This window comes from Desulfosediminicola ganghwensis, assembly GCF_005116675.2.
In the GTDB taxonomy this organism is placed as follows: domain Bacteria; phylum Desulfobacterota; class Desulfobulbia; order Desulfobulbales; family Desulfocapsaceae; genus Desulfopila; species Desulfopila ganghwensis.
Map to the genome: position 1 here is coordinate 2312657 of NZ_CP050699.1, position 20639 is coordinate 2333295.

The 20639-nt window shown below is 48.6% G+C and carries 18 protein-coding genes and 1 riboswitch; of the genes, 13 read left to right on the forward strand and 5 right to left on the reverse strand.

The features are described from left to right. Positions 1–86: 86 nt before the first annotated feature. Positions 87–278: riboswitch (cobalamin riboswitch) on the reverse strand. A gap of 474 nt (positions 279–752) precedes the next feature. Continuing rightward, positions 753–1139, forward strand: coding sequence for a hypothetical protein (locus FCL45_RS09765; protein ID WP_136796246.1), 387 nt, complete (start codon positions 753–755; stop codon positions 1137–1139). A gap of 66 nt (positions 1140–1205) precedes the next feature. Here the strand turns inward: FCL45_RS09765 and FCL45_RS09770 are convergent, their stop codons facing one another. The 4 genes from FCL45_RS09770 to FCL45_RS09785 form a co-directional block, all read right to left on the reverse strand. After that, positions 1206–2063, reverse strand: coding sequence for an ABC transporter permease (locus FCL45_RS09770; protein ID WP_136796247.1), 858 nt, complete (start codon positions 2061–2063; stop codon positions 1206–1208). Further along, positions 2060–2917 (reverse strand): ABC transporter permease, encoded by an 858-nt coding sequence (locus tag FCL45_RS09775; RefSeq protein WP_136796248.1) that lies wholly within the window; start codon positions 2915–2917, stop codon positions 2060–2062. The genes FCL45_RS09770 and FCL45_RS09775 overlap by 4 nt, the downstream gene beginning before the upstream one ends. Then, complete coding sequence (locus tag FCL45_RS09780; protein WP_136796249.1) at positions 2914–4002, reverse strand: ABC transporter ATP-binding protein; 1089 nt, start codon at positions 4000–4002, stop codon at positions 2914–2916. The genes FCL45_RS09775 and FCL45_RS09780 overlap by 4 nt, the downstream gene beginning before the upstream one ends. A 97-nt stretch (positions 4003–4099) precedes the next feature. Further along, complete coding sequence (locus FCL45_RS09785) at positions 4100–5161, reverse strand: extracellular solute-binding protein (protein WP_136796250.1); 1062 nt, start codon at positions 5159–5161, stop codon at positions 4100–4102. A 425-nt stretch (positions 5162–5586) separates the two neighbouring features. Between FCL45_RS09785 and FCL45_RS09790 the strand changes: the two genes are divergently transcribed. The 10 genes from FCL45_RS09790 to FCL45_RS09835 all read left to right on the forward strand — a co-directional run bounded on the left by FCL45_RS09790 (position 5587) and on the right by FCL45_RS09835 (position 16670). Then, complete coding sequence (locus FCL45_RS09790; RefSeq protein WP_136796251.1) at positions 5587–6294, forward strand: SDR family NAD(P)-dependent oxidoreductase; 708 nt, start codon at positions 5587–5589, stop codon at positions 6292–6294. A 381-nt stretch (positions 6295–6675) separates the two neighbouring features. Continuing rightward, the gene (locus tag FCL45_RS09795; RefSeq protein WP_136796252.1) at positions 6676–7668 is read left to right on the forward strand and encodes a BMP family protein; all 993 of its coding nucleotides are present in this window, start codon (positions 6676–6678) and stop codon (positions 7666–7668) included. Positions 7669–7719: 51 nt separating this feature from the next. Continuing rightward, a complete protein-coding gene (locus FCL45_RS09800; protein WP_136796253.1) occupies positions 7720–9270 on the forward strand; it encodes an ABC transporter ATP-binding protein in 1551 nt (516 codons plus the stop codon). Beyond that, positions 9267–10316: an ABC transporter permease gene (locus tag FCL45_RS09805; RefSeq protein ID WP_136796254.1), complete on the forward strand. Its 1050-nt coding sequence runs from the start codon at positions 9267–9269 to the stop codon at positions 10314–10316. The genes FCL45_RS09800 and FCL45_RS09805 overlap by 4 nt, the downstream gene beginning before the upstream one ends. Positions 10317–10319: 3 nt before the next feature. Continuing rightward, entirely contained in the window at positions 10320–11261 is a 942-nt protein-coding gene (locus tag FCL45_RS09810; RefSeq protein ID WP_136796255.1) for an ABC transporter permease, read from the forward strand. Between the two features lie 9 nt (positions 11262–11270). After that, the gene (locus tag FCL45_RS09815; protein WP_136796256.1) at positions 11271–12554 is read left to right on the forward strand and encodes a cytosine deaminase; all 1284 of its coding nucleotides are present in this window, start codon (positions 11271–11273) and stop codon (positions 12552–12554) included. A gap of 575 nt (positions 12555–13129) precedes the next feature. After that, positions 13130–14086 (forward strand): RDD family protein, encoded by a 957-nt coding sequence (locus FCL45_RS09820; protein ID WP_136796257.1) that lies wholly within the window; start codon positions 13130–13132, stop codon positions 14084–14086. Between the two features lie 202 nt (positions 14087–14288). Further along, the gene (locus tag FCL45_RS09825) at positions 14289–14729 is read left to right on the forward strand and encodes a hypothetical protein (protein WP_136796258.1); all 441 of its coding nucleotides are present in this window, start codon (positions 14289–14291) and stop codon (positions 14727–14729) included. A 229-nt stretch (positions 14730–14958) separates the two neighbouring features. Then, positions 14959–15393: a hypothetical protein gene (locus tag FCL45_RS09830; protein WP_136796259.1), complete on the forward strand. Its 435-nt coding sequence runs from the start codon at positions 14959–14961 to the stop codon at positions 15391–15393. 293 nt (positions 15394–15686) lie between these two features. Further along, positions 15687–16670 (forward strand): endonuclease/exonuclease/phosphatase family protein, encoded by a 984-nt coding sequence (locus FCL45_RS09835; protein WP_136796260.1) that lies wholly within the window; start codon positions 15687–15689, stop codon positions 16668–16670. 84 nt (positions 16671–16754) lie between these two features. On the opposite strand, the gene FCL45_RS09840 is transcribed toward FCL45_RS09835, so the two are convergent. Further along, complete coding sequence (locus FCL45_RS09840; RefSeq protein ID WP_136796261.1) at positions 16755–18089, reverse strand: MipA/OmpV family protein; 1335 nt, start codon at positions 18087–18089, stop codon at positions 16755–16757. Between the two features lie 509 nt (positions 18090–18598). On the opposite strand from FCL45_RS09840, the gene FCL45_RS09845 reads away from it, so the two are divergent. Then, positions 18599–19762 (forward strand): multidrug effflux MFS transporter, encoded by a 1164-nt coding sequence (locus tag FCL45_RS09845; RefSeq protein ID WP_136796262.1) that lies wholly within the window; start codon positions 18599–18601, stop codon positions 19760–19762. Between the two features lie 123 nt (positions 19763–19885). Further along, the gene (locus FCL45_RS09850; RefSeq protein WP_167495688.1) at positions 19886–20572 is read left to right on the forward strand and encodes an MliC family protein; all 687 of its coding nucleotides are present in this window, start codon (positions 19886–19888) and stop codon (positions 20570–20572) included. Positions 20573–20639: the final 67 nt, after the last annotated feature.

Sequence of the window (20639 nt, forward strand, 5' to 3'; positions counted from 1 at the left end):
CCACCATATTGTAAAAACAAAAAAAGCTCATAGCTGTTACCCCATGAAGGGTATAACAACCATGAGCTTTACCATTGATCATGATGCATGCGTGAATCTGACAGGCAGGCTTCCTGACTCGGTTTCATCGAACAATTGCGCCTTCCCGTAAAATACAGTGGCTTAATGCAGTGTTCTCAACCTTACAGTGGCGGGACCGTTCAGGTTTTTCACCTGATTTCCTTTTATCCGTCTTCGTTTGTCATTGCAAAGACAGCACCTGTAGCATGTATATTAAAGAAATATCAAATATTTTTGTGATGAAAAGTCAACCGTTTTTCCGGTTTCCCTTGCCCACCAAGTCGATTCTGCAGGTCAGTGAAAAGCCCGAACAGTGGAGTTGATATCATAGAAAAGCCAAAACCTATACTGCCGTGAACTGATGCTGCAAAGAAGAATATCGCTGCTGCCGGCAGCAACAACTCCCAATTTACCTTCCATTGGCTATCGCCTCGCGTACACAATCTTTTCACAATTGGTTACAGCCACCTGAATGCCCAGGCAGCGTTGACCTGGAAATGATGATGTAACTATTCGATTTTATAAAGGTTGATGTAGGGTTTTGTTATTGCTGGCAGGTGTCTGGGAAAAGATGTCCGGGGGAGCGAAAGCGGCGCTATTGCAGATGGTCCTCCCGATTGCGGTGGATAAAAAATGCTCTATCTTTTGGATTGGTTTGACCTCAGGTAACATTTGATTTTGGAGTTTGCATTATGAAAAAGATAGCGAGCAGTATTGTGATTATTCTAACGATGGTTGTTTTTATATGGCCATCATCAGTTTTCGCAAATGGGAGAGGTCCTCACCATAAACCGCAGAAGGTATACAAAAAGCATAAGCCGGTTCAGTTGCTCAACTATAACGAGAAAAGGCATTACAAACATAATCCCGCTCACCTGCCCAGCTATCAGGCGAGAAACTACCCCAAGGCACCGTTTCGGTACTATCATCATCCTCGATCCTACCAAAGGAATCATCTACCTTCGGTAGCAGCATTTGCAATGACTGCAGCTGTATCCTATGCGATCATCGACAATAGGTATTATCGCCAGCAGGGAGATACGTATATCTACTTGGAACAGCCGCCGGCCTATCGCTAGCGGTTAGGGATGTGTAGCTTGTGTAGAGAGCCGCAAAGTGAAGAATTCATCCACTTTGCGGCTTTTTTATGCGTTTTCCTTTTTCTTTAGCAGCAGATTGATGACTGCAAAGGTCGAGGTGGTGATAATCAGCAGAAAGGACACTGCATTGATGATTGGGGTGGAGCCGTCCCGTACCTGCAGGTAGAGATTGATCGGCAAAGTTGTCTCTGAACCGACCAGAAACAGGGTAGTATTAAAATTCTCAAAGCTCATCAGAAAGGCCACCGCGCCGCTGCCGATGAGGGCCGGGCGAAGATAGGGCAGGGTGATATAGCGGATCACCTCCAGCCGGGTTGCTCCCAGGTTGAGGGCCGCTTCTTCCAGGCTTCTATCAAACTTTCTCAGTCGGGCAGAAACAACTAGCAGCACAAAGGTGGTAATGAAGGAAAATTGCCCAAGCACCACCAACCAGAAGCCGGGACGAAAGAGGGGGATATCTATGCCAAAGGTGTCTTCGAAATAGATGCCAAGGCTGTTGGCGGTCAGCAGTATTGAGATACCCAGAATAACCCCGGGAATGACCAGCGGGGTTAATGCCAGAAACCATAGTCCACGTTTCCCAGGGAATTCTTCATGTTCAAAGAGAAATGAACCTGCCGTTCCTACGATAACTGAGAAAAGAGATACCCAGAAAGCGGTTTGGCTGGAGACCCAGAGCGACTGCATATTTGAGCGGTCATGGAACAGGCCTATTCGTTCCGGACCATCGCTAAAAAACCAGTCGAGAGAGAACCCATGCCAGGGCAGTGCCGGAAAGTTCGAGTCATTGAATGCCAGAACGCAGGTGACCACCAGCGGGGCGAAGAGAAAAACATAAAAGAGTGCTATGTACAGCTTGAAAAGGGTCGCGTAGCCACGCTGCTGTGGCAGAGTACGAATCATGATAAGGCCCTCCCCAATTCCTGCCTGCTGATTTTAAGGCCGGTCCAGATGATTATTGAGCTGAGCAGCAAGAGCAGGAAGCCGAAGGCGGCGCCCTGGTTCCAGTTGAAGCTGGCAATGAACTGATTGTAGATCTGCTCGGTGAACCAGAGTGAGTTTTTGCCTCCCATCAGGTTCGGAGTGAGATAGTTGCCGAGAGTCAGCATAAACACCACAATGGAGCCGGAAGTGATACCTGGTGCAGCATAGGGGATTATGATCTTGAAAAAGATGGTCAGAGGCGAAGCACCGAGATCGTGAGCGGCCTCGATCATTGAATCGTCCATACCTTCCAGGGAAGAGATGAGTGGAACCACCATAAAGAGCATCGAGGTGTATACCAGGCCCATCACCATGGTTATGTCGTTGTAGAGCATTTCTATGGGGGTATTGATAATACCGATGGAGAGCAGCAGGTGGTTGAGCACTCCACTCTCGCGCAGCAGGATCATCCAGCCATACACCCGGACCAGTTCACTGACCCAGAAGGGCATCAGCAACAGGATAGTGAGAAAGCCGGTAAATCTGGGGGAGACAATCTTGGTGATGTAAAAGGCTACCGGAAAAGTCACCAGAAAGGTGAGGATGGTGACAGTGATCGCGTATGTTGCGGTGCGGGCAAAGGTGTACCAGTAGATCTCTTCGCTGAAGAAGGAACGGTAGTTATACAAGGTCCAGCTTGGTTCCCCATAATCATTGGTGCCGCGTAGCGACATAAGCAGCAGCTCGATATGGGGGATGAGAATCAGCAATACCAGCCAGAGCAGTACCGGGGTCAGAAAAATCAATAATCCGAGGCGAAGATGTTGCTTCATGCCTGTTCCCTCCGCCTGTAGCATCGACAACTGTCACGATGTACACCGGCACTGAGAATATCGCCTCGTTTTATGTGGGCGAACTGTTCATTCTGGGGCAGTGCCACGGTGAGTTCAACCTCTGTATCGGCATTTTCGACAGTGGCGAGAAATTTGGTGTTGGAGCCATCGAAGAGGATGTTTCTTACTTTGAGCAGGAACCTGTGGATGCCTTCCAGCTCTTCGGCCGGGTTCAAGATGATAGCTTCGGGGCGGATGAAGAGGTCCAGTTCGTCTGTGAGTTGGCCATCTGCCACGGCCTGCATTTCAAGGCCGAAGGCGGTACGTACCGTAAGAGGATTATTCTGCAGCTTTTGAACCGGGAGCGTATTGGTCTCACCGACAAAGCTCGCGACAAAACGGCTCTCCGGGTGGCGATAGAGGTTGGTCGGGCTGTCGATCTGTTCGAAGCGACCGTTATTCATAACAGCTACCTTATCCGACATCACCAGGGCTTCAGACTGGTCGTGGGTAATGTACATGAAGGTGGTGCCGAAATCATCCTGCAGTTTTTTCAGCTCAATCTTCATTTGTTCACGAAGTTTGAGATCAAGCGCTCCCAGGGGTTCATCCAGAAGCAGCAGCGAGGGTTCTAAAACCAGGGAACGGGCGATGGCAACCCTCTGCTTCTGACCACCGGAGAGCTGCGTAATATCCTTGTCTCCATAGCCTGTAAGGTGAACGCGTTCCAACATCGTCTCCACCTTTTTAACAATCTCCGATGAAGGAAGTCCCTGCCGTTTAAGGCCGAAGGCGATATTGTCGCGAACATTCATCATCGGGAAAAGCGCCAGATTCTGAAAGACCAGATTGACCGGTCGCTTGTTGGGCGGCACCCCGACCATATTACGGCCACGAATGGCAATTTTTCCGGAAGAAGGTGAGAGAAAACCCGCAATCATTCGAAGCAGGGTGGTTTTTCCGCAGCCGGAGGGACCGAGAATTGAGAAAAAACTGCCTTCTTCAACCTGAAAGTTGATGTTATCTACGGCTGTGAAGGTGTCGAATTGTTTAATAAGATTCTGGATATCGAGAACTGGAGGCATAATCTGGTATTGAATGAATAACGAAAAAAACGATGCCGCCTCCAGCTTGGAAGCGGCATCGTTAGTGGAGGTTAACGAACTCTTTTTCGAGATGGGGCTATTTTGCAGCTTTCACCTTGTCAAGAATCTTACCTTCAATCTGCTCGATGTTTGCACTGACCGGCGGATACCAATTGATGTTGTCAATATCCGCAGGGCTAAATGAACGTTCGAGGTTCTCACGTACTTCGGCTATGAGGTACTGGCCTGCATCCTTAGAGGCGGTCGGGTATCTCTCAGCATTGGTGAAAATAGCAGCATTTTCAGGGCGCAGCATAAAGTTGATCCACTTGTAGGCGCCTTCTACGTTATCGGCCTTGGCCGGAATGGTGAAGGTATCGATCCAACCCAGGGCACCGCTTTTCGGGGCGATGAAATCGATATCAGGGTTCTCGGCGTGCAGCTTCCAGCCACCATTCTCCCAACCCATGGCCACGGTTACCTCACCGCTACGTACCATCTCCAGCAGGGCGTCACCGTTTGACCAGTAGTTCTTTACGTATGGCTTGGACTGGATCATTTTTTGCGAAACTTCATCCATCAATGCCTTGTATGCTTTAGGATCATCATACTTGGCAAACGGATCTGCACCCCCGGCGAAAGCGAGTCCGATCAGGGTCGGGCGCTTGAGACGGTAACTGATGCGACCATCATATGCCTGGTCAAGCAGCGCATCGTAATCTTTGGCTTCAGGAGCAAGCTTGGTATTGACGATAAGGCCGGAGGTTCCGTAGCAAAATGGTACACCGAAAGAGTCATCACCGACCTTGGTGTTTTTCTTAACCGCGTCGAGCATTGAGGGGATGAACTGAGCGCTTTCCACCTTGCTGTAATCAAGTGGCTGATAGAGCTTGAACTCTGCCTGTACGGAAGAAATACGATCCTGGCTTGGCTGGGCAAGGTCAAAGCCTGCACCGCGGGTGGCGCGGAGTTTGGCAATCATCTCCTCGTTGTTGCTGAAGGTCAGCTCAACTTTCATACCGGTCTCTTTTTCAAATTTTTCAACCAGCTCCTGGGGGGCGTATCCTTTCCAGGTAAGAATCTTCAGGGTGTCCTGGGCCTGGGCAGTGGTGGCAAGGCCAATGAGCGCAACAGAGGCGAAAGTCAGAAGTCTCTTCATGGTATTCTCCTTGTTTCAATGATAGGGTGATATTTCGAATGCAGGTTTATGAGAGCGTCATGTTCTATATAGCTATGGGTGGTCTCAGGTCGTCTACCCCTTGGAACGATAGGATATAGTGACAGAACAGGGACAACCCTAAACCTTGAGACAGCGGGACGCAACGACTAATAGCATCTATAAAATGGCTTAACTGACATTTAATGAAAGATCAATGAAATTATAGAGTTTTGCTAAACAGATCTTAATGGAGATGTCGCTTTGCAATATTCGGGGGAGCGGACGACAACATTGGGCAACACTCAAATATTGTTTTGTTCGTCTTAACCTGTACAATGGGCCGCTGATGTTGAAAAACTGGCAAGGGCATTGCTGATCGGATGCTTTTTGCCAAAGTAATAATCCATAGAGAACGTAAAGAAATTATGACAGAGCAGAAAACAGCACTTATAACTGGCGGGAATAAAGGTATTGGTCTGGTACTTACAGAAAAATTCATCGAGGCGGGATATACCGTTATCGTTGTCGCCAGAAATTTCGAAGACTTCGAATTCGCCGACCATCCCCAGGTGACAGTTGTACCTTTCGATTTAAGTAACATAGCCGGTATTCCGGAGTTGATCGCCGGTCTCCCAGCGGTGGATATTCTGATCAACAATGCCGGAGTACTCTTTTCCCTGCCGTATGATAACTATCCGCAGGAGAAGATGGAGCAGATGATTAAAATTAACCTCGAGGCTCCAGTGGCTCTGATCCGTGAAGTTTCAAAATCCATGGTAGAGAAAGGATACGGGAGAATTGTCAATAACTCCTCCATCGCCGGCCACATCGGTCACCCGGATCTCTGGTATGGTATCACTAAATCTGGCGTAATCAATATGACCAAATCATATGCCAAGATTCTTGGTGGCTATGGCATCGTAGTCAATGCTGTTGCTTCGGGTCCGGTAGAGACTGATATGCTGTATACCATTCCTGAAGATCGAAGAAACGCCATAAAAGCGAGCGTTTATACAGGTAGATTTGCAAAACCTGAGGAAGTGGCAGCAGCTATGTTCTGGCTGGCAACCGATTGTCCGGAATATATCAGCGGCACCTGTATCGATATAAATAACGGTGCATTTCCAAGATAACAAGGTATGGTATCTCCCCGGAAAAGTAGCTTTCGCTACGACGGGTGAGCTTTGAGACGTTTTTGTGATAAATCGATGGGGATTGCAACAAGAATGTAATCCCCTGTTCCCAAATCTTTCCGGTTCTGATAAACTCCTCCCCCAATTATCAGGGTTCATGTCTTTATTTAGTTGTTAAATCAGATGGATAGGGAAATGTTTCTGATTTGCTTCATGCTGGCATCGTTCTTGATGAACGGCATCTATGCAAAATGCTGATTCGGGACGATTTGCACCATTTACAAAGCCTGACAGCGCGATGTGTTTATATTTTGTTTTAGCTCGCAGTAGCCGTGTAAAAGATAAAATACAATAACGCCCCACTATCAATGGAGATGAATCATGAAAAAGACACCGTTTTTCTTATGCAGCGTTCTGTTCGTTGCGCTGTTCTGCCTGCCAATCGGCTCATTTGCTGAAAAGATTAAGGTCGCCGGCATTTATACCCAGCCAATTCAGCAGAAATGGGATGCCACTCTGCACAGGGCGCTCGTTGCCCTCGCCGATGAGGGAGAGGTTGAATATGTTTTTTCCGAAAAGGTCTCTAACACAGACTATATTCGGGTGTTGCGCGAGTATGCAGAATCCGGGGTGGCCCTGATTGTCGGTGAAGCATTTGGTATTTCCCGCGATGTTCGCAAGGTGGCGGCCGATTATCCCGAGGTAGCTTTTCTGATGGGTGATACCTTTGGCCCTTCTGGAAATAATCTGTCGGTTTTTGATAATTACATCCATGAGCCATGCTACCTGATGGGCATGATCGCGGCTACCATGACCAAGAGCAACAAGATTGGCATGGTCGGCGGATATCCAATCGGGGAGGTTAACCGCCTGTTCAACGCTTTTATGGCCGGAGCACGTTCTGTAAATCCCGATGTGGAGTTCAAGGTTTCGTTTATCGGCTCCTGGTATGATCCGCCCAAGGCCAAGGAGTTTGCCTACGCGCAGGTTGAAGCCGGTGTTGATGTCATGTACGCCGAGCGTGCCGGTGTTGTTGATGCGGCAAGGGAAAAGGGCATTGTGGCATTTGGAAATGTGAATGACATGAACAAGGAAGAAAACGGCGAAAACGTTGTGGTTGCCTCCGCCCTGTGGCATATGGAGCCGGCAATCGGGCACGCTGTCAAACTGGTGAAAGCCGGTGAGTTCAAGGCTGAGGATTACAGGGAGTGGACCATGATGGCCAAAGGTGGTGCGTCCCTTACTCCATACTATGAATTTGAGGACAAACTGCCTGCAGAGATCAAGGAGAAGGTTGCTGAAACCGCTGCTGCGATCAAGGCTGGTTCTTTTGTTGTTGAAATTGACGATGATGAGCCGAAATCGACCTTCTAAGTTAACGAGCTGTCGGCGGTATTAGGCCGCTGACAGCGACGAGTTTTATCCATGGACGGGAATAAACCGCTTCTCAGGCTTCAAGGTATTACCAAAACCTTCGGTCCGCTGGTCGCTAATGACTCCATAGACCTGAAACTGGACAGAGGAGAGATTCTGGCCCTGCTCGGTGAGAACGGGGCCGGCAAGACCACACTTATGAATATCCTTTTCGGCCATTATGTTGCCGATCAGGGGAACATTGAAATCGACGGCTTGCCCTTGCCGCCGGGTTCACCGAAAGAGTCGCTGGAAGCAAAACTGGGCATGGTTCATCAGCATTTTACCCTCGCGGACAATATGACTGTCCTCGACAATATTATGCTGGGGACCGAGCCGCTTTTTTCGTTTCGTCGTAAAGACAGTGAAGCGAAGGCGAAAATAAAAAAATTGTCAGATCAGTATGAGATCGATGTCAATCCGAACACATTGGTCAACAGGCTCTCTGTTGGCCAAAGACAAAGGGTTGAGATACTCAAGGCACTGTATCGGGATACCAGAATTCTCATCCTGGATGAGCCAACGGCAGTTCTGACTCCCCAGGAGAGCGCTCATCTCTTTGCCACCCTTAAACTTCTGGTTGCAGAAGGATTGTCTATCATTTTCATCACCCATAAGCTGCGTGAGGTAATGGCTGTCAGTGATCGTTGTCTGGTGCTCAGGCACGGCAAGGTTATTCACCAGTGCAAAACCGCCGAAACTTCTGCCGATAAGCTGGCAAGAGAAATGGTTGGCGGTGAATTGCCGACGGTTGAGCGCAAGATAGCGTCACCGGGAGAACCACGTCTTGAACTGGCGAATATCAATATCAACAGTAACGACGGACATCAGCTGCTCAGAGAGCTGTCTCTGACTGTTTATAGCGGTGAGATCGTCGGTATTGCCGGAGTTTCCGGTAACGGTCAGGGGCATCTGGCCGATCTTGTCTCCGGTTTGCTTATCCCTTCTTCAGGCAAAATGCTTCTCGATGGCGAGGTAGTACGTTCGCCTTCTCCGCTCACTATGTTGCGGCAGGGGGTGGGAAGAATACCTGAGGACAGAACTTCGACAGGAGTGATAGGTGATATGACGGTGGTGGAAAATGTTGCCCTGGAAAAGTATTGGAAGTCGGAGTTCAGTAGCTTCGGGATACTCAACGGGGCAGCTCTCGCCAATCACACCGATGAACTGATTTCGACCTACGACGTACGCTGTGGCGGGCAGGATGCCAATGCCCGCACCATGTCTGGCGGAAATATGCAAAAACTCATACTCGCGAGGGCATTGTCTGAAAAGCCCAAAGTCATCATCGCCAACCAGCCGACCTGGGGCCTTGATGTCGGGGCTACGGCCTTTGTTCATCGTCAGCTGATCGAGGCGAGCAGGGATGGTGCCGGAGTAATTATCATCTCAGAAGATCTCGATGAACTTTTCACAGTGGCCGATGTCATTCAGGTAATGTATCAGGGTAGCCTGTCGCCACCTATAGATCCGGGCCAGACTTCTGCTGCAGAGCTGGGGCTTGCCATGAGCGGCCATCGGGATGTGCTTCATTCGAAGCAACTGAGGGAGGAGCAGTCATGAGACTCGAACCTCGAGAAAACTCAACCCTGTTGCTCAAAGCCCTGGTACCGGTCAGCGCCGCCTGTATCGCCCTGTTTTGCTGCTCACTGCTCATTCTCTGGGCCGGAGCATCACCTGTTGATGCAACCATTTTGCTGGTAAAAGGCGCGGTTGGCTCACGGTTTGCCATCTCAGAGACACTGACCAGGGCTATTCCACTGATTTTTACCGGCCTTGCCGCCTCGGTGGCTTTCAGGGCCAAACTGTGGAATATCGGCGCCGAAGGCCAACTCTACGCTGGTGCCTGCGTTGCCACCTGGCTCGGTACCGGCATGATTGATCTCCCTGCCGGGTTGATGATTCCCTTTCTTTTTCTGGCCGGGGCGTTAGCTGGTGGTCTGCTTCTGCTTGGGCCAACGATTCTGAAAACGAAATTTGGCGTTGATGAGGTTGTGACTACGTTGCTGCTCAACTTTATCGCGCTGCTCTTTGTCAACTGGCTGGTGTTCGGCCCCTGGAAAGATCCGATGGCCATGGGCTGGCCCCAGGCTGCACCAGTGGTCGATTCAGCGATACTTGGCCATATGATTCCCAAGACCAGACTCCACTGGGGGCTGGCTATTGCCGTGGCCACTGCCGTATTTGTCTGGCTGCTGATGCGCTTCACCACCTGGGGCTATGAAATCAGGGCGGTGGGGTATAACCCGAAGGCGAGCAATTTTGTGGGTATCCCGGTAAACAGCACAATTATACGTACCGCTCTCATCTCCGGAGGCATCGCCGGTTTTGCCGGTGTTTCAGAGCTTTGCGGGCTCAGGGGCTACCTTACCCTGGATCTCTCTCCGGGATTCGGCTATTCGGGTATCGTGGTTGCCATGCTTGCAGCCCTGCATCCCCTTGGCGTTCTACTCTCCTCGCTCTTTATTGCCGTGCTCTCCATCGGTGCCGACTCCATGAGCAGGTCGTTGAATATTTCTAATTACATTGCTGATGTGGCTACTGCAGTCTCATTGCTCGCGGTACTCTTCAGCATGATGCTCACCAGATATCGTATCAGGTGGAGGTAGCCAATGGAGATCCTACAATTCCTCTTTGAAGTCGGTTTTTGGGCTGCGACTGTGCGTATGGCAACTCCGTTGATATTCGGTACTATCGGTGAGCTTATCTGTGAACGTGCCGGTGTTCTCAATCTCGGGATTGAAGGCATTATGGCTGCAGGCTGTATGACCGGCTGGACCTGGGTGTATTTCGGTGGAGACTTATGGACCGGGGTGCTGGTGGCAGCTGCGGTAGGAGCTTTGTTTGGGCTTTTGCATGCACTGTTTACCGTGTATCTGGGGCTGTCACAGCACGTGACCGGGCTGGGGATAACCATGCTTGCCACGGCCCTCTCATCGTTCGTGTTCAGGATGCTGCTGCCCGATGTCACGACGCCCCCGAAGATTATCCCGTTTCAGCCTCTGCAGATACCTGTACTGAGCGATATTCCATTTCTGGGGGAGGTACTGTTTACTCAATCACCGATGACCTTGCTGGCCCTGCTATCAGTTGTGGCAGTGGCCTATTTTTTGAAGAAGACACCGGCGGGGCTTGCTCTATGCATGACCGGCGAGAACCCGATGGCAGTAGAATCCCAGGGGCTTTCAGTATTCGCCATCCGTACCGCAGCGGTGATGGTTGGCAGCGCCTTCATGGCCATTGGCGGCGCGTTTCTCACCATGTCCGCCTTTGATGCCTTCTATATTGGCATGGTCAACGGCAGGGGCTGGATCTGTATCGCTCTGGTTGTTTTCGCTTCATGGAATCCGGGTAAAGCGCTGGTGGGCACAATAATATTTGCAGCCTTTGACGCATTGCAGATGAGGGTCCAGCAGCAATCCGGCATGGTTATTCCCTATCAGTTCTACCTGATGATGCCCTATGTGGTGTCCATTATAGCTCTTATTATTATGTCCAGAAGATCTGCGTATCCCAAAGCACTGTTGGTACCTTTCAGAAAAGGCGAACGTTAAGGAGAAACAATGTTTGACTATCTCGTAAGAAATGCAATGTTACCGGGCAGCACAAGTCCTGTGGATATCGCGATTGATGAAGGTCGATTTGTGGCCATAGAGAGTGTTATTACCGGTGATGCGCATAATGAACTGGACGTGCAGGGATGTTTGGTAACCCCGCCATTTGTTGATTGTCATTTTCATCTGGATGCTGCTCTCTCACTTGGCGTACCGCGATATAACCAGAGTGGCACCTTACTGGAGGGTATTCAGATCTGGAGTGAGCTGAAGCCTGACCTTACTGCCGAGGCGGTTAAGGAGCGGGCACTGAAGTTGCTTCAGTGGTCAATCGCCAAAGGGACACTGGCTATCCGAACCCATGTGGACGTAACCGATCCATCTCTGCTGGCAGTTGATGTGTTGCTTGAAGTTCGGGAAGAGATGAAAGAGTGGGTCGATATCCAGCTTGTTGCCTTTCCCCAGGATGGGGTACTCCGTACCGAAGGTGGTAAGGATTTGTTGCTGAGAGCGCTGGATAAAGGGGTGGATGTCGTTGGTGGTATACCCCATTTTGAGCGGACCATGTCCAAGGGCAGTGAGTCGATCAGCTGGCTTCTTTCCATTGCCGAGTCCCGTGGCCTGCTAGTGGACATGCACTGTGACGAAACCGATGATCCCATGTCGAGACATATCGAGCATCTCACTTTTGAAACGGAGCGCCTTGGGCTTGGTGGGCGGGTTGCCGCTTCCCATCTGACCAGCATGCATTCCATGGATAATTATTATGTCTCCAAGCTGTTGCCGCTTATGGCAGAAGCTGGTATCCAGGCGATCTGCAACCCGTTGATCAACATCCATCTGCAGGGTCGACATGATAATTATCCGAAGCGGCGAGGTTTAACCAGGGTTCCCGAACTGCTTGAAGCAGGGGTTAATGTTGCCTTTGGGCATGATTGTGTCATGGATCCATGGTATCCGATGGGGAGCCATGACATGCTTGAGGTTGCCCACATGGGTGCCCATTGCCTGCAGATGATGGGCGCCTCCCAGGCACATACGCTTGTTGAAATGGTTACTTCACGAAGCGCCGGAGTTCTCAATCTTGACGGCTATGGTATTTCCGTGGGCAATCAGGCGGACTTTGTGGTCTTGCAGGCTGTAAACGAAATGGAAGCACTACGCTTGAAACCCGCCAGGCTCTTTGTGTTTCGCAAAGGGCAAATCATCGCCTCAACACCGCATGTCGAGAGCACACTCCATCTGGACGGAGTGCGGTCTAAGGTATCTTTTCAACAAGGAGATCCTGGCTGAGAAGACAGATTTTCAGCGCTTTACTACCTGGTGCCGGGATTCTCCCGGCACCACCATGTACCTATTCAATTCTGCCTCCTTGGGCTGATTCAAACTCTTTTCCTTCCTGTGATCATATAGTATCGATTTTATGAGTATAATTACCTGTTTCGCACTCCTTTTTTCTTGGTCAGCTATTTGTTTTATTAAAGAAAATCTGATTGCCATTTCAATGCAGATTAAAGTGAATCAGAAAAAACAGTGAGGTGGGAACGACGAGGATGGGAAGGCCTACCTGAATCGTTAAGCCGTGATGTAGGCATGTTGCCCATTGTTTTTAGAGTTGATCCGCGGCGGTGCTCGGCTGTGGTGAATAATTTGGTCAATTTGCTTGGAGTAATCAATCCAATATGTTGTATTTGCTCGAATTAATTAATTTTTAAAAGGCATGAAATGGTGACTGGTGATAGTATAACAGAACCTCTGTGTGTAATGATTGTGATTGGCAGAGAATAAAGATTATGTGGTTGGCATAGACTTCAGGTTCTTCGATTCCAGATGTTTAAATTTCATCCAGATTCAAAAGGAACAGTGCAATGCAAAGAGAAATATGCGGTTTCTGGAGGCGGGCGGCATCGTTTTTTATTGATATTCTGATATTGGGTCTATTCGGAATACTGCTGGGGCTATTCTTTTCACAGCAGTTTGTTGTTCTTGGAGGTTGGGGAAGGATTGTTGGTTTTGCAATTGCTGCGTTGTATTTTGGGGTATTGAATAGTCGGATTTTGAATGGGCAGACAGTAGGTAAAAAGATCTTTGGGATTCAGGTCGTTGATGAAAATGGCCAACTCATAGACATCTGGAAGAGCCTGATACGATATTCCATAATTGGTGTGCCATTTTTTCTCAATGGTGCACAGATTTCAGCCAATGTCTTGCACTCTGTATGGCTTTACCTGGTTGCTTTTCTGGTGTTCGGGGTTGGCCTCTCGATAGTATATTTACTGGTATTTAACCGGAACACCCGTCAGTCATTGCATGACTTTCTGGTAGGGACGTATGTCATAAAAATCAGAAATGCTGAGATGAGCACGCTGAAAAGAGTATGGCGCTTTCACTACGGTGTATGCGCTACTCTTCTCGTGACGTCATTATGTATTCCCATTCTGGTAAAGCATCTATCGCAGACAGAATTTTTTGCAGAATTACTTGATGTGCAAGAGAGAGTTCAGAGTCTACCAACAGTGGCGCACGCTTCAATAAGCGATGGCAAGACGACGTTTAGGCCTGTTGATGGCGATGCGACTTTAACCACGTATATAAAATGTGATGCCCTGTTATCTATAGATGAAACGGCTAATGAGGTTTTAGCTGCTGAAATTGCCGATGCTATTTTGGCCACACATACTAAATCCAGTGAGCGAAATGTGATACATGTGGCATTGATTTATGGGTATGATATTGGGATTTCTTCTTTCTGGAGGAGTAATAGCTATAGTTTCAGCCCCGCTCAATGGAAAGAGAGAATAAAAAATACTTCTGAGTACCACTAAGGCTCAGCTTCAAGAAGTGAGGGGAGAGGAGTAACAGCTTAAATCTAAAAAACTCTTCTCTACAGGCTGGTTGCATAAGATTCCTGGGGAGGGGTATTTGCCAACCTGTCACGTCTCACTTCGTGTCACTGTTTTTTAGAGGTAACCAGCAAGGTGTTTATAAATTGTTATGGTCTTTAAAAGCACTTTTAACGCAATACTGATGAATAATATAATTTGTATTCTGATTTTTATCTTTATTCCGGTAACCTCGATTGCCGGCGAGTTAAAACCATTAACGACGGATGGTTGTAGTGTTTTTCCCGATGGTACCTTAAAACACCAGTCACTATGGGTGAATTGCTGTATCAAACACGATATTGCCTATTGGCAGGGCGGCGACTATGAAGAGCGGTTGCTGGCTGATAAGGTATTGGAGCAATGCGTCGCTCAAGTGGGTGAGCCGGAAATAGCGAAAATTATGCTGACCGGTGTTCGTGTGGGAGGTTCTCCCTACTTTCCGACCAGTTACCGATGGGGATATGGTTGGCCATATCCCCGTGGTTATAAAGCACTTACAGCAGAAGAAAAAGAGGAAGTTCGTTTAAAACTCAATGCCTTGGAAATATTGATCGAGGGGCTACTGGTTGAACTGCAACAGTGAAAAGTAGACGCATTTTTAGAAATGGTTTCCTTTCTGTTTAAATGCACCTGCAGGCATTGCAGGTATATCTGTTATCAATTGTATGAAATAATTAGAAAAATGTGGGTTGTTTCAGCTAAAATATTTTCAATTTCAATTGCTGCACAATCGACAGATGCTACTGCAACTTGAGTAGCATGTTCTTGCTCGCCTTTCAAAAGCGGGTACGCAAGAGATAACGGAGAATAGAATGCAAAAGTTCAAAGAGGCGGCTATAGCGTTACTATTGGGGTTGGTCGGTTGTAATTTCTATATACTGCTCAGTCAGTGGCTCTTTGAAATAGACCTTCTCAGGAACTATCATGGTTGGATTGATGGGATGCCCATTGCCTATCAGTATTTTGCCTCAATACTGCATTTTGCAGCCTCAGACTGCCTGGTGGTGTTTTTTACCGTAACAATGACTGGTATTTTGCTAGGTCTTATAGTTCCCCGCAATCCACTGGTATATGGAATCCTGGCTTCCATAGGATTTTCTTTTTTCCTGCTTGTCTCCTCCTCTTTTGGCATAGCGAGCCTCTTTATTGCACTTTTCCGTGCAGTTCTCTGGTGCGTTCTTGTTGTTGTGGCAGCCTCCACAGGTATGCGAATACGAACAAGGTGCCGACCTTCCCGGGCAGAATGAATACCTGCCAGATGACACCTTGATCCCACCTTCATACGTTTAATCTTTCTCTGTATTTTGGCGTGCTCTTATGGTACACTGGTCCTCTACCTAACTATCAAAAGGTGTTTTATTGTCATGGCGTTATCAGTGGAACGTCAGGCAGGGTGGCCTGGAATCCCAGGGTAATTTATCTACATTGGGTGTGGGCAACATAAACGCAACAGGTCCAGCAAAAGAAGCGTCAAAACTCCGCTGTATTGAAACGGTAATCCCATACTGCCAATAACGCACTGAGGTATTGAGGAGGGAATATGAAGAGCTTCAAGGTCGGAACATTCAATCTGTATAATCTGGTGCTGCCAAACCATACATACTACGGCAATAGAAAATATTCTGTCGAGGATTTCGGCAGGAAGGTGCAATGGATTCGCAACCAGGTCGAAGAAATGGATACCCAGATCATGGGATTTCAGGAGGTCTTCCACAAGGAGGCACTGGTCACCGCCCTCGGCTCGACCAGCTTTTCGGCGGAAGACATTCATGTATTTGGCGAAACCGGGAACTCACCCGTGGTAGGTCTGGCGTCGACATTTCCTCTGGCGGGAGAGGCAGAGTCGATTTCACGAATTCCTGAAGAAGTAACTGAATCGATAGAAGGGGTTGCAGGTCATTACAAAACTTTTTCGCGACCGGTTTTGAAAGCGAGGTTGAAATTGGCAGAAGACGTTATGGCGACGGTGATTGTAGCCCACCTGAAGTCGAAGCGGCCAAGCATCGCCGAAGGTGAGGATGATGATGACTTTTTGGTGCAGGCTATTGGGCAGACCAGGTCATTGTTGCGGCGATCTGTAGAAGCGACGGGCCTCAGGAAACTGGTACTTGATGCCTTGAGTGAAAACAACGACCCGGTGATTGTACTTGGCGATCTCAACGATGCGACCCGTTCAGTTACGAATTCCATTATCGCGGGGCCTATGCCCTGGAAATTCGATTCCAAGGCAAACAAGAAAAAGCATTGGGACAGGGCGCTGTACAGCGCTTTTGATATTATCTCTTTGAAATCATATAAGAATGAGTGGCCTACCCATATCTATAACGGTAATTATGAGTCACTGGACCATATTTACGTATCTCAGGAGTTCTTCTTTCGGAATAAAGAACGGCTTGGTGATGTGAATTTTGTCCATGTCCTGGACGATCATTTAAAAGACGATACTCTCTCAAGAGATAAACTGCCCAAGTGGCAATCGGATCATGGCCAGGTTGTGGCAAGTATTAGATTCAGGGATGAATGATCTCTGGATTGAGCCGGCGGCCCAGAGAGAAGGGCACCGGCTTAATCTAGAGGTTTTGCATACTCTCTGTAAAAGAGTGAAATACTAGAAATGGTATTGCAGATAGATGGTGTTGTAGTTCGCTCCACCTTTGATCCTGCCAAATTGTGAGGCCGATTCAAAAATTGCCGATCTGTGATGGATCGAGTAACCCAGATACCAGTTGCGCATGCGCTCGCTCTTGAAAAGATCACCAAGATCGACATCAACTGATAAATCCAGATAATTCATAAGATTACTCGGTTCATAATCCTTTCTGTCCATTTCTGACTGCTCGATATACGTGATATCTGAAAGGTAGGAAAGACCTTCTGCAACACCAAAACGCCAGCGTGTTGGCCAGTTGAAAGTATAGTATGCTTTTATGGCCACTACGTATTCCTGGATAGAACTTTGTACCGACGAGTTCCAATGCCAGACCAGTCCGGGAGTAATATATACATCTATAGGGATACCGAACAGCTCGTCAGCGATCGGGTAGCCGTAAAAGATGGAGGTGAGCTGGTTGTTGTATTCGTCTGAGACGGTTCCACCGGTGATGATATCACCTATATTGGATTCCGTTGCCCAACCGTGGGCAATCCGTAAGTAAGGAGTATTGGAAAGAGGACGTTTTCTTGGTTTCTTTTTGTCGTTGAAAAAACCAATACCCAGTGAAAATTGGTCAATCCTGTCCTGGTCCACAAGTTGGGAATTTCGGATACTGTCACCAAGAAACGTTGTCTGTATATTGCCTATTGCGTAGAGATTCTGCCAGAGATGATAGCGAGCGTTTATGCCAATTGAGAACTCTGTGCCGCTACCCACACTGGTCTGATCATAGCCATAGTAATAATCGTTAAATGTACTCGTGGAATAGCGGAGGTTGGCATAGGGCGAGAGTTCGAGATCGTCGTCGTGGTAGTTGTATTTGATACCGATATTTGAATGTACCCGGCCGTGATCATCGGTAAGAACCTCCAGATCACTGACAAGATGCTCAGTGGGAAAGAGACGCAATCTCAGCCCCAGATCAATGGTGTCGGCCTGGACATCGTTCTGATAGCCACCCGGAATGTCAACGAATCGCAGGCGACCAAACAGGTCCAGGCGATAATTCTGCTCTTCAATCAGTTTGACGCCGCCACCCATTCCATCCAGAAAAAATCGTTCACCGTTGAAATAGAGCATCGGCACGAAGCTGCTCACGGTATTATTGTCGGATGCGTAGGGGATGGTAGCTGTACGTACAACAGCTGCAACACCCCATTCCTGTTCCTCTATGGTCTCGAACTCCTGAATGAGAGCGTTGCCGGTGCCGGGAAACCAAAGTATGGCAGACACAAGAGTAGTAAAGATCAGAGGCGATCGTTCTTTAGCAGGGTAACGTATTAACTTCATAAAGGTAAAATATGAAATAAACTTTCAGGTGGTACTGTGAGGTAAACTACGAAGTACTGCGGGCAACAGGCAGGCAGTTGTCGTATCACTTTATTTACGGGGCTTTTTCAGCAAGGCTTACGCCTGTTTTTGAAAATTAACAGAATGTTAAACGCAAATTTTCGACATAGCTTATAACAAAAACGCTTGTAAAAGGGCAAGGGCTTATGAAAAGTCGGGGAGATTTCGAATAATACGCGTTTGGGGAGGACTCCAGATGAGAAAACGAATAAAGTGGAGTGGTTGACAGAATCGTGATTGCAACAGTGATCTATAATGACTAATGCTATGAGCGCTATTATGTTTTTCAGCCCTCTTGTTCGCCCGATCTGACGACCCGACCGGGCCCCTGTATCCGTGGAGGATCTGCATTCCCATTGATTGCTGGATTTCTCTTCCCGGCTTTATCAGTGAACAACTTTTCGTTCAGCTTACATTACGGTTATGGCGATGCTTTTCCAGGTTTATATATGATTCAAATTATTGCACTTCTGGCACTTCTTGCTGCTTTTCCCGCGCTATCCACAGATATGTACCTCGCTGCTATCCCCCTGTTGGTGAATGAATGGCAGCAGCCCCTGGTCATTGTCAACCTGACCCTTGTTGGCTTTTTTATCACCTACTGCGGTTTTCTGCTCATCTATGGTCCCCTTTCAGATCGCTATGGCAGACGACCGCCGCTGCTCGCCGGGTTGATCATATTTGTCATTGCCAGCTTGCTCTGTTCCATGGCGGACGATGTCTTCACCATGATTGTTGCCCGGGTCATGCAGGGTGCCGGTGCTGCAAGTGCCTCGGCCATCTGTTTTGCCATCTGCAGGGATCTGTTTGATGGTAATATGCGGCAGCGGGTATTTGTACAGCTGGGGATTATTGTGGCGGCGGCGCCAATGCTGGGGCCGCTTATCGGTAGTTGGATTATTGACCACATTGGCTGGAATTGGGTTTTTGTGGTGCAAGCCGTTATGGGAACGATAGCGTTTCTGGGGGTATGGTGGTTGCCGGAATCATTACAGGAGAAAAGTACGGAAAAGCTGCGGCGGGTGATGTTGAGTTACGTGCGTCTTGCCAGGAATCCCAGGTTTTTCCTCCTGAACCTGGCCTTCTCAGTGCTCGGCATTCCCATCTTTGCTTTTATAGCAGTATCTTCAAATATCTACATAACCACCTATGGCTTCTCCGAGCAGGTCTACGGCTATTTCTTTGCTCTCAACGCTTCGGCATTTATGGCGGCTCCTCTTTTGTTCTCAAGGGTTTCCCGCAGCAAGCCACTGGCGAGGCTGTTACCGTTGAGTTATACGGTATTGCTGCTTGCGTCACTGCTGATGCTGTTGCCTCTTCCAGACCCTTACAGGCTGGCTGTACCAATGTGGCTGGTGACTTTTGCCTTCGCTTTCGGCAGGCCGCCAGGCAATAACCTTCTCCTGGAGCAGGTCGAGCAGGATATCGGTGCGGCGTCCTCCCTGATGGTGTTTCTTTACTTTCTGACCGGTGCCATGGCCATGTGGTTCATCTCTCTGGATTGGCAGGATACTGTCCGTGTTCTGGGGATACTCGGTACCTGTTCCGCCACGCTGACTCTGACGGCCTGGATCGTGATCAATCGGGTATTCAAATTGAAAATGGTGTCTTGATAAGGTCTTTCTCAGTAATGTATGATACGTGCTGATGCTGAAAGGCTATTATTTCTGCCGGACTCAGCGGATAGAAAGGGCAATCTCCTCGAATATCGAACCTGTTTATATATAGGAGTATCAATGAAAATAAAATCTTACGCTTCGGCCGCCATTCCTTTGGTATTTGCGGCTTTACTTGTATCGTGTTCGGTAGCATCCGGGCCGAGCAATTCGTCCTCCGGCAGCGAACAATCCCTCCCAGCAGAAGAGGCAAAAACCTTTGTCTACCAATGTGATAACGAGTTTGAATTTGTGGCCCGTGTTGGTGAAGAGAGTAGCTGGCTTTTTTTGCCAGAGCGGACTGTTGAGTTGCCGCGGGTGGTTTCCGGGTCAGGTGCAAAATATACCGATGGCGATACCACCTTCTGGAACAAGGGCGAGCGCGCGTGGTTTGCGGGGAACGAGGGAGAATACAAAGAGTGCCGGAACAACCGGCCAAAGGCTATCTGGGAGCATGCCAAATTGAGTGGAGTTGATTTCAGGGCCCAGGGCAATGAGCCTGGCTGGCATGTGGAGATCCGGCCGGATTCCATTATTTATGTGGGAGATTATGGAAACGTGCAACATAGGTTCCAACGCCCTGAGCCACAGATTTATCAGCAGGAGCGGACGACAATCTATGAAACTGCTGCCGATGGTGTTTCATTCAACATCCGGATACGGGGCAGGGAGTGTCAGGATTCCATGAGTGGTGAGGAGTATTCCAGTGAAGTGACCATCTGGGTCAACGGGCGGGAACTTCACGGTTGTGGCAGGGCTCTGCACTGAATTCCGGCAGATGAGTAGCATTCTTTAAACGTGACCCTGAATCAGGGAGATGCTCTACAGCCGCCTG

Excerpts from the sequence above, each read along its gene's own strand:
- FCL45_RS09765 (WP_136796246.1), top strand. The coding sequence starts at position 753 with ATGAAAAAGATAGCGAGCAGTATTGTGATTATTCTAACGATGGTTGTT.
- FCL45_RS09770 (WP_136796247.1), bottom strand. The coding sequence starts at position 2,063 with ATGATTCGTACTCTGCCACAGCAGCGTGGCTACGCGACCCTTTTCAAG.
- FCL45_RS09775 (WP_136796248.1), bottom strand. The coding sequence starts at position 2,917 with ATGAAGCAACATCTTCGCCTCGGATTATTGATTTTTCTGACCCCGGTA.
- FCL45_RS09780 (WP_136796249.1), bottom strand. The coding sequence starts at position 4,002 with ATGCCTCCAGTTCTCGATATCCAGAATCTTATTAAACAATTCGACACC.
- FCL45_RS09785 (WP_136796250.1), bottom strand. The coding sequence starts at position 5,161 with ATGAAGAGACTTCTGACTTTCGCCTCTGTTGCGCTCATTGGCCTTGCC.
- FCL45_RS09790 (WP_136796251.1), top strand. The coding sequence starts at position 5,587 with ATGACAGAGCAGAAAACAGCACTTATAACTGGCGGGAATAAAGGTATT.
- FCL45_RS09795 (WP_136796252.1), top strand. The coding sequence starts at position 6,676 with ATGAAAAAGACACCGTTTTTCTTATGCAGCGTTCTGTTCGTTGCGCTG.
- FCL45_RS09800 (WP_136796253.1), top strand. The coding sequence starts at position 7,720 with ATGGACGGGAATAAACCGCTTCTCAGGCTTCAAGGTATTACCAAAACC.
- FCL45_RS09805 (WP_136796254.1), top strand. The coding sequence starts at position 9,267 with ATGAGACTCGAACCTCGAGAAAACTCAACCCTGTTGCTCAAAGCCCTG.
- FCL45_RS09810 (WP_136796255.1), top strand. The coding sequence starts at position 10,320 with ATGGAGATCCTACAATTCCTCTTTGAAGTCGGTTTTTGGGCTGCGACT.
- FCL45_RS09815 (WP_136796256.1), top strand. The coding sequence starts at position 11,271 with ATGTTTGACTATCTCGTAAGAAATGCAATGTTACCGGGCAGCACAAGT.
- FCL45_RS09820 (WP_136796257.1), top strand. The coding sequence starts at position 13,130 with ATGCAAAGAGAAATATGCGGTTTCTGGAGGCGGGCGGCATCGTTTTTT.
- FCL45_RS09825 (WP_136796258.1), top strand. The coding sequence starts at position 14,289 with ATGAATAATATAATTTGTATTCTGATTTTTATCTTTATTCCGGTAACC.
- FCL45_RS09830 (WP_136796259.1), top strand. The coding sequence starts at position 14,959 with ATGCAAAAGTTCAAAGAGGCGGCTATAGCGTTACTATTGGGGTTGGTC.
- FCL45_RS09835 (WP_136796260.1), top strand. The coding sequence starts at position 15,687 with ATGAAGAGCTTCAAGGTCGGAACATTCAATCTGTATAATCTGGTGCTG.
- FCL45_RS09840 (WP_136796261.1), bottom strand. The coding sequence starts at position 18,089 with ATGAAGTTAATACGTTACCCTGCTAAAGAACGATCGCCTCTGATCTTT.
- FCL45_RS09845 (WP_136796262.1), top strand. The coding sequence starts at position 18,599 with ATGATTCAAATTATTGCACTTCTGGCACTTCTTGCTGCTTTTCCCGCG.
- FCL45_RS09850 (WP_167495688.1), top strand. The coding sequence starts at position 19,886 with ATGAAAATAAAATCTTACGCTTCGGCCGCCATTCCTTTGGTATTTGCG.